The following is a 5,572-nucleotide window of genomic DNA, read 5'->3' as shown; positions in this document are numbered from 1 at the left end:
ACCGCGCCTAGATCGTCGGCACCGTGTGATGTGTATTAGAGACAGCCCCTCCACCCGCTGCTAGGAGCCCTGCGGCTGCCGCGCCGCCGCCTCCGACAGGCGCGGGCCCGTCGGCAGGAACGTCGACCACTCCTTGGGGACGGGAGTGGGCCTCACCTTCGCGTAGCCGAGGTGGGTCTGCGCGATTTGCGCCTCGCCGAGCTCCTGCTTGCGCTTGTCGGCCGAGGTGCCGATCCCCTTGTCGTCGGTGGCGCTGTCGCTGTTGGACTGGAGGGCGTACCTCAGACCCGTGTCGGTGACCAGGAAGACGCCGCCGACCGACGTCTCCGTGCCCTGGAACTGGCGGTACAGCAGACCCGAACCGGCGGTGACGTACGCGCTGGACGAGCCGGTGGGCAGTTGGGCCGGGAAGTCCGTACCCACCCAGGTCGACAGGGTGGTCCTGCCCTTGGCGCCGACCGAGCGCAGCACGTTGCAGACGGTGTTCCGGCCGCTGGTGGCGCTGGAGCCGTCGTTCACCATCTTCGGCCTGTACATCGGCCAGTTCTTGCTCCCGACGAGCGTCGTGCTGTCACCGACCGCTCCGGGGCTGACCTTCTGCGCCTCACCGGCCTGGCCCACGCCGACGAGCTGACCGCTGTTGAGCAGGAGCATGGCGGTGAACTCGGAGATGTGGGCCACCTTCCCCGGCAGCGCGACGTAGTACCGCATCGTCTGCCCGTCCCACGCCTTGACGACCTCACCGACCTTGTCGTACTGCCCCAGCAGGCTGCCGGTGTGGGCGTCGGCGCCCGGCGTTCCCTCGATCCGCGGGATCGCGACCGGGGCCCCCTGGTGGAGGGTGTCGAGCCAGTCCTGGGAGACGCGCTGCGGAGCGCGGCCCTGGGTGTCGAGGGCCTTGAGCAGTTCCTTGTCACTCGGATCGGCGATCTTGTACGCGGTGCCCCGGGCGTCGACGACGTACTGCGTCCTGCCGTCCGGAGCCACGACGTACATCAGATCGCCGCGGGTGAGCTTGTCGTGCCCGTCCGTCTTGGCCCATTCCTTCTTCGAGAGGACGAAGGCCGCCTTCTGGATGGCCCGGCCGCCGTCGCCGGGACGCTCACAGACCGCCCAGCGCTTGGTGGCCTCGGCCTCCTCCGGGGAGGGCAGCCGGTCCGGGGCGTAGGGGATGCCGATGGTGGCGCCGTGCGGGGGCTTGCCGCTGTCGAGGACCTTCTCGTCCACGGTGATGACGCTGGCCTTGCTGGGGTCCAGAAGCAGTTTCGCCGAGGCCATGTTGAGGACCGGGTGCAGTTGTGTCTGCTTGCCCGTCTTCAACACGACGTAACGAGTGGTGGACTTGCTGGCCACGATGACGTGTTCCTCCGGCTCGTCCCAGCCCTTGGGCGCCGTCGGGCTGAACATGCCGATCGCGCCGAACACCGCGAGGATCACGACGCCGACGACGAGGCCGGGCACCAGCGCGCCGAGTGGCTTGGGAGCGCCCTCCTCCGAACCGGAGGGGGACGGCTGCAGGAATGACGCGAGCGTGCGGCGCTTCGCGAAGGTGTAGGCGTTGAGTTCGTCCCGCCGTGATGCCATCTCTGTCCGCTCTCTCCCCGTTGCGGAGCCGTGGGGGACCTGTGAAGATCCGTCCCCCGCCCTCGATTGCCTCTGGTGCCTCGACTGTCAGACCCGGCCCCTACTATGCCTGTTACGCGGGTGTGCGTGTGGCACGGGTAGGCTGCTCAGGGCTTGAAGGGACCGGAGCACCAGGGTTTTCGGGAGAGTTCGGGGGGTTTGGAGTGATGGCTTCCGCAACGCGGACCCGGTCGCGATCGCAATCGGGGGCACGAGCGGATGGCGCGGGCCGGTCGCGGGCCGGCGACTCGTCTTCCTCCCGGCCGGACGGCCGGCCCTCACCCACGTCCCACCAGGGCGCTTTCACTCCGCACCCGGAGTCCCGCTCGGGGCGCGGAGGTTCGTTCGCGATGCAGCGGCTGGTGCTGCTGGAGATCGCGGGTGCGCTCGTGGTGTGCGGTTGGCTCGCGGGCATGGTCGCCATGGTCGTCGCCGTCGCGATCGCCGCGGTGCTCGTCGCGCTCGCCGTCGTACGGCGCCGGGGGCGTTCCATGCCGGAATGGCTGGGCACACTGCTGGCCCTGCGGAGCCGCAACCGACGGGCCGCGGGCAACGTGGTGCCGCAGGGAACCGACTCCGGTCTCGCGCCCGCCGTCGAGTGCGACCCGACCCTGCGCACGTACAGCTACAGCCGCGGCGACGACCGTGACCAGCGGCCGATCGGCATGGTCGGCGACGGCGGATTCCTCACCGCGGTGCTCCAGGTCGAGTCGGACGCCGACGCGCTCCGGGCGGAACACAGCCGCAGATCGCTGCCGGTGGCGCTGGTTCGGGACGTCCTCGACGTCGACGGGATCCGCCTGGAGTCGGCGCAGATCGTGGTGCACACACAGCCCGCGCCCGCGCTCCACCTTCCCCAGCAGTCGGTCGTGGTCAGCAACTACGCGCCGCTGCAGGCCCAGACGGGCTCTCCCTCGGTGCGCATCACCTGGATCGCCCTGAAACTCGACCCCGAGCTGTGCCCGGAGGCGGTGGCCGCACGTGGCGGCGGTCTGACGGGCGCCCAGAAGTGCCTGGCACGCTCCGCCCAGCACCTGTCGAGCCGGCTGACCGGTGCCGGGTTCAGGGCGAGCGTGCTGACCGAGGAGGAACTGACGGCCGCCATCGCCACCTCCGCCTGCGCCAATCCGATGATCACCGCTCAGGCAGCGCAGGCCGGTCGAGGTGAGGCGCCCCAGCGCCGCACCGAGGAGTCCGGGCGCAGTTGGCGCTGCGACAACCGCCGGCACACCACCTACTGGGTGCGCCGCTGGCCGCCGCTGGGCGGATCCGGGGGCTCGCTGGCGCAGTTGGTGGCGCAGTTGACCGCGGTCCCCGCCCTGGCGACGACCTTCAGCCTGACCCTGGCCGAGGGCGCGCAACGGGACGTGACGATCACCGGCCACGTCCGCATCACCGGTCGCAGCAACCAGGAGCTGACCGACGCGCGGCGCGAGCTGGAGCGCGCGGCGCGACAGGCGCGCACCGGACTCGCGCGCCTCGACCGGGAACAACTTCCCGGCGTTCTCGCCAGCTTGCCGCTCGGAGGTGCCCGCTGATGGCCAGGACGACGACCGCAGCCCCGTCGGGCCAGTCCCCGGCGGCGCCCGGCTTGGGTGAGCGGTTGCGCACCGGCTTCGGCCTGCTCGGGCCCCGGCATCCGCGGCACGTGCTGTCCCCGGAGCAGGCCGACACGCTCGCCCTCCCCATCGGGGACGACGGTGTGGTGGCCGGGGTGGATGCCGAGGGGCAGCCGGCGGTACTGGGGATCAACAGGCCGACGCCGTACGACGTCGTGCTCATCGGTGGTCTGTGGACGGCGCAGGTGCTGGCGCTGCGTACGGCGGCCACCGGGGCGCGGGTCGCCGTGGAGACCGGTCGGCCGCAGGCCTGGATGCAGATGGTGCACGCCATGGGCGGCGGGCAGAACGGCCTCGCCGTGTACGAGGTGGGGCGGGTGCCCCCGCAGGGCGCCTCGGCGGGTACGCCCGTTCTGGTGGTGCGGGACTGCGGCATGCGGCCGCCGCGCGGGCGGGTGGTGTCGGGGCCCTGGCAGTCGGTGCTGACACTGCTGCCGTATCTCAGTCCCGTCGCGCCCCGGCTGCTGCGGCAGACCCGGCTCACCGGCATCCAGCGGGTCTCGCCGGACGAGGCCGCCGAACTCGGGCGCACGATGGGGCTGTCGCGCACGGAGGTCGACTCGCTGCCGGGTCTGCCCGACGGCGTCACGCTGTGGTGCACCGACCGTGACCGGCAGTACGTGATGACCCAACCCACCGACGCCGAGATCGGATTGTTGGGCACACCGCGCCGGATGGACTGAACCGCCCCGCCCGTCCCTTTTGTTAGACCCCCTTGTGTCGTCCGTGTGTCGTCCGTAGGTGGATTCCCCTCTATTTGCCCGTGGTTCGGCCGCGGCTCGTGCCGGTCGGCGCGAGCCGAGGGGCGGGCGGGCCTGCCGAGGTGTGCCTCCTGGTGATTAGGCTGGGAGCGGGCGCGATGCCGAACCCGTGGACCAGGCGTCGTCGTCCCAGGGGGAGGGCCGGTGGTCCGGACCACCCCGAACGACCACGGACGACGTGAACGACACGACATGGTCGCCCCGGCACGGCATGAGGGTGCTCGACCACACCAGGAGGAACTGTGAGCAGCGATCGGGACGGGATCCGCGGGGGCTGGGCCACACCCGACGATGACCAGCCCGACGCGGAGTCGGCCATCGAGACCACGGGCGAGTTCACCATCGACTACGCCCCGCCCGCCTGGTACACGCAGAACGCGTCCACGGGTTCGGGAGGGTCCGGCACCTCGGGCGGTGCGGGTCCGGCCGCCTCCGGGGGTGCGGGGGGCGTCTCCGGGGCCGCCGGGTCGGGTGGCGCTGCGGATGCCGGTGGTTCTGCGGGTGCCGGCGGTGCGCACGGTTCCGGCCCGGGTGGTGGTCCCGGTGTCGGCGGTGCTTCGCCGCTTCCCCCGTTCGCCCCCGGCACACACGCCATGGGCACGACTCCCCCGCCGCCGCACGCGACACCGGCGGCCGGCACCGCGGCGCCCGGGGCTCCGTACCCTCCGTACGCCCCGCCGGCTCCGCCTGCTCCTCCCGCTCCCCCGGCGTCCATGCCTGGTGCGCCCTTCGCCCCACCCGTCGGCACTCCCTACGCAGCTCCCGCTCCGACCGCCGGTGCTCCGTACGCTCCGCCCGCGCCGCCGACCGGGAATCCGGTTCCGGTGCCGAGGCTGCCTGAGGGGTTCGAGCCCCAGCAGGCCCGGCAGCCGCACCCGCAGCCGCCGCACCAGGCCGGCCCGCCGCAGCAGGAGGCCCCGGTCGCCGCCGCCGCGTCCGTGCCCGCCTCCGAGCCTGACAACGGGGACCTGGAGAGCGGGGCGACCATGCGGTTCTCCGCCGTCGCCCTGAAGCGTGAGATGGCCGAGATCGCCGAGCGCGCCGCGGCCGGTGAGAAGGCCGACGCCGCCGACGACAGCCCCGCCGAGGGTTCTGACGGCGGGGCCGGCGACGGGGCCGCATCGGCCGGTGACACCCACGCCGAGACGTCCTCGGCGCGTGACACCGGTGACGGCAGGGACGCCGGTGACCGTGACCACGAGCGGAGTGCGGCTGAGGCCGGCGCCGAAGGTGCCGGTCCCGAGTCCGGTTCCGCTGCATCCGTCGGCGACGACACGGCCGTCGATGCGGCCGAGGTCGAGACCGAGAAGGGCAGCCCGGCAGGAGAAGCGGGCGAGGCCGGAGAGGCCGGCAACGCTGAGGGCGCTGACGTCGTTTCCTCCGAGGCCGCTACGGCCGCCGCCCCCGCCGAGCCCACCGGGGCCACGTCCGCCGACGCCACCTCCGCCGACGCCGAGGGCCCCGACGCCCACGCCCCTGACGCCAACTCCCCCGACGCCGCGCCCTCCGCGCCGCAGCCCATGGACGCCGTCGCTCAGCCCGGCACGCCCGAGCGCAGCACGCCCGAGC

The 5,572-nt window shown here is 72.8% G+C and carries 4 protein-coding genes; 3 read left to right on the top strand and 1 reads right to left on the bottom strand.

Annotation, left to right across the window (positions count from 1 at the left end; translation table 11 throughout):
• Window positions 1–60 precede the first annotated feature (60 nt).
• Entirely contained in the window at window positions 61–1,584 is a 1,524-nt protein-coding gene (eccB, locus tag V7E45_RS38400) for a type VII secretion protein EccB (protein ID WP_333778913.1), read from the bottom strand.
• Between the two features lie 206 nt (window positions 1,585–1,790).
• Between eccB and eccE the strand changes: the two genes are divergently transcribed.
• The 3 genes from eccE to V7E45_RS38385 all read left to right on the top strand — a co-directional run.
• Window positions 1,791–3,161 carry a type VII secretion protein EccE gene (gene eccE / locus V7E45_RS38395; protein WP_333778912.1) on the top strand — a complete coding sequence of 457 codons (1,371 nt, stop codon included), beginning with the start codon at window positions 1,791–1,793 and terminating at the stop codon, window positions 3,159–3,161.
• A complete protein-coding gene (locus V7E45_RS38390) occupies window positions 3,161–3,925 on the top strand; it encodes a hypothetical protein (RefSeq protein ID WP_333778911.1) in 765 nt (254 codons plus the stop codon). Before eccE ends, V7E45_RS38390 begins: the two co-directional genes overlap by 1 nt.
• 320 nt (window positions 3,926–4,245) lie before the next feature.
• The coding region (locus V7E45_RS38385; RefSeq protein ID WP_333778910.1) for an SCO5717 family growth-regulating ATPase at window positions 4,246–5,572 on the top strand (1,327 nt) is incomplete at its 3' end.

Origin of the sequence: Streptomyces sp. IBSBF 3136 (genome assembly GCF_036815105.1) — a bacterium.
In the GTDB taxonomy this organism is placed as follows: Bacteria; Actinomycetota; Actinomycetes; order Streptomycetales; family Streptomycetaceae; genus Streptomyces.
This window is presented reverse-complemented; position numbering and strand designations above follow the sequence as displayed.